We start from the raw sequence: 2,139 nt of genomic DNA, 5'->3' as shown, positions 1-2,139 counted from the left end.
GCGCAAGGTGTTCGCGGAAGTGGTGCATGAACTGCGCTTTCCCGAGGCTCACAAGGAAGATGGAAAGCCCGCGCCGGTTCAGGCTGACGCTCTGTTGAGAACCCGCCGCAATGCCGACCGCCTGACCGATCTTTGGACCGTTGGCAATGTTCTGCAGGAGAACGTCATCAAGGGCGGGCTGCATGGTCGCGTCAAGGATGGCAATGGCCGCACACGCCGACAGCGCACCCGTGGCGTCAAAGGCATCGACCAGAACAAAGCTCTGAACCGGGCAGTCTGGTCTCTCACTGAAAAGATGGCAGAGCTGAAGGGCGTAAGCCTCGCAGCCTGAAGAACAGCGCGCGGCTCGATCCGGGCCGCGCATACCCCCTGACTCGGAGCAGAGACCATGCAAAATGAAATCGTCAACACACCCGCACACGAGCGTTTCAACAACTTGCCGAAAGGCGACAAGCTGGACCAATTCGAATGGTTCGAAATCATGCCGTGCCGAAATGATGAAAGCGAAGGGTGCGCCGTCCAGTGCGAAGCCGGAGAGGTCGAGTTTTGGAGCATTTACGGCCGGAAGAACGAAGGCACCAAAGACGCGCCGGAGTTTCTGGCGATGGCAGTCCATGACGCATGGGATGCCAAGGCGATTGTAAAAATCGCACGCCAGATTGCCACGGAAACCGGCAAGGGCTTCTTGGCTGGTGACGTCGCCTATGGGCAGTTTCCCCGCCAGAGCGGTCAGCTCGTGCCAGTGACCGAATTCATTGAGATTGCCGAGGCTCTGACATTCGCCATCCACGAAGCCAACGAAAGCGAGATTCCTGACGAAGACCAGCGCGTAGATGATTTTGACAATCATCCGCTGGCCGCGTTGCGCGAGGCGTTTGTCGATTATTCCGACTATTCGGGATCTGATCAGCTCGACCCTTACCAGCCCGAAGCCACCACCCACTGAAACATTGCAAAGCCGGGAGGCCGCTAAAGCGGCCCCCGCCATTTGCCCGATGGAGAGCAGAAATGCAGCAGCTTGATTTGATACCGATGGCCCCAAACGAGAAAGGAACACCAGGCGCAAACTGGTGGGCCGGTGCCTGGGAATGCCGGAACTACGACGGGTTTTTTCAAACCCGTGAGCAGGGCCGGGGACCGTGGAAATTCGTGATCTACGGGTTTGGCGATGACGATGTTTCCGTCTACGGCGTCAACCCGTTTGGTGGGCTTGTCCACCAGAGCGTGCCCATCGACGGGCAGGATCGCATCACCATTCTTGGCCGCAAATACGGCCGGGACAACTGGCAGCACTAAGCCGGGCGAAGCCCGAAAACTGAAATCGAGAGGACAGGCAAATGTATGCCCATTGTTTCCGTTCTGGACACATCGAGCTTTCCGCACATCCCGACATCGAGGGCGGGATTTGTATCGGGGAAGGAACAGAGGACGAGCTGGCCCGCAAACTGGATGGACGCGCCCGCATGTCATGGAATGACACGTGGTTGATCCCCGGAGTTCCGGAGGCCGAAACCGGGGATGCGGCCTTAGACGCCACCATTCGGTTCAAGACCCGGATGGACGAACCTTTGCCCGAGGCCGGATAGGTGCGCCACCAGCTCACCTTGCCGGGGCTCGATCAGCCGCGCCGCGAGCAGCGCGTTTTGATGCACGCGGCTGATGTGGGTCAAGCCCCCGATATGATGCCCGGTTGGCGAACTGCCAAGGGTGGGCACTTCATATGCGGTCAGTGTGGTCATGACGCCGGATGGAGTTTTGACATGACCGATACTGAAATTCGGCGGGGCATTCCGTGCCCGGTCTGCAACCACGAAAAGGAGGATTCCGATGCTTGAGAAATGTGTTCATCACACCATCGACATTGCTGTTGCCGGTGCCCTTCTGGTGGCAGCAGTTGCAGCGTTTTGCTGGCACGTGGAACAGCGCGCCACTATCGAGGTTTGGAAGTCTGACCGTGCCGCCCGACTGACCGTCGCGCGAGACTGACCCCGCCCTTTCAGCGCGTCCAGTTCTTGCTATCATCGACCATCCGGGCGAGGTCCGGATAGCCCGCGCCGCATCGGTTGTGCAGGGCCAGCCCGTCCTTTTCACGGTCGCATGTTTTGGCGATGATCTTCAGTGCCGAGGGCAGCGGCGTGT

Annotated in this window: 4 protein-coding genes and 1 pseudogene; all 5 read left to right on the top strand. The window is 59.1% G+C overall.

Annotation, left to right across the window (positions count from 1 at the left end):
• Positions 1–331 (top strand): annotated as a pseudogene (locus ACR0AU_RS21930) (DUF932 domain-containing protein); the annotation flags it as partial.
• 57 nt (positions 332–388) lie between these two features.
• Positions 389–946: a hypothetical protein gene (locus ACR0AU_RS21925; protein ID WP_480522633.1), complete on the top strand. Its 558-nt coding sequence runs from the start codon at positions 389–391 to the stop codon at positions 944–946.
• A 62-nt stretch (positions 947–1,008) separates the two neighbouring features.
• Positions 1,009–1,296, top strand: coding sequence for a hypothetical protein (locus tag ACR0AU_RS21920; protein WP_480522635.1), 288 nt, complete (start codon positions 1,009–1,011; stop codon positions 1,294–1,296).
• Between the two features lie 41 nt (positions 1,297–1,337).
• A complete protein-coding gene (locus ACR0AU_RS21915; RefSeq protein ID WP_480522637.1) occupies positions 1,338–1,586 on the top strand; it encodes a hypothetical protein in 249 nt (82 codons plus the stop codon).
• A 241-nt stretch (positions 1,587–1,827) separates the two neighbouring features.
• Positions 1,828–1,986, top strand: coding sequence for a hypothetical protein (locus tag ACR0AU_RS21910; protein ID WP_480522639.1), 159 nt, complete (start codon positions 1,828–1,830; stop codon positions 1,984–1,986).
• Positions 1,987–2,139 lie beyond the last annotated feature (153 nt).

It is taken from the genome of Ruegeria sp. CG1 (assembly GCF_056537265.1).
This window is presented reverse-complemented; position numbering and strand designations above follow the sequence as displayed.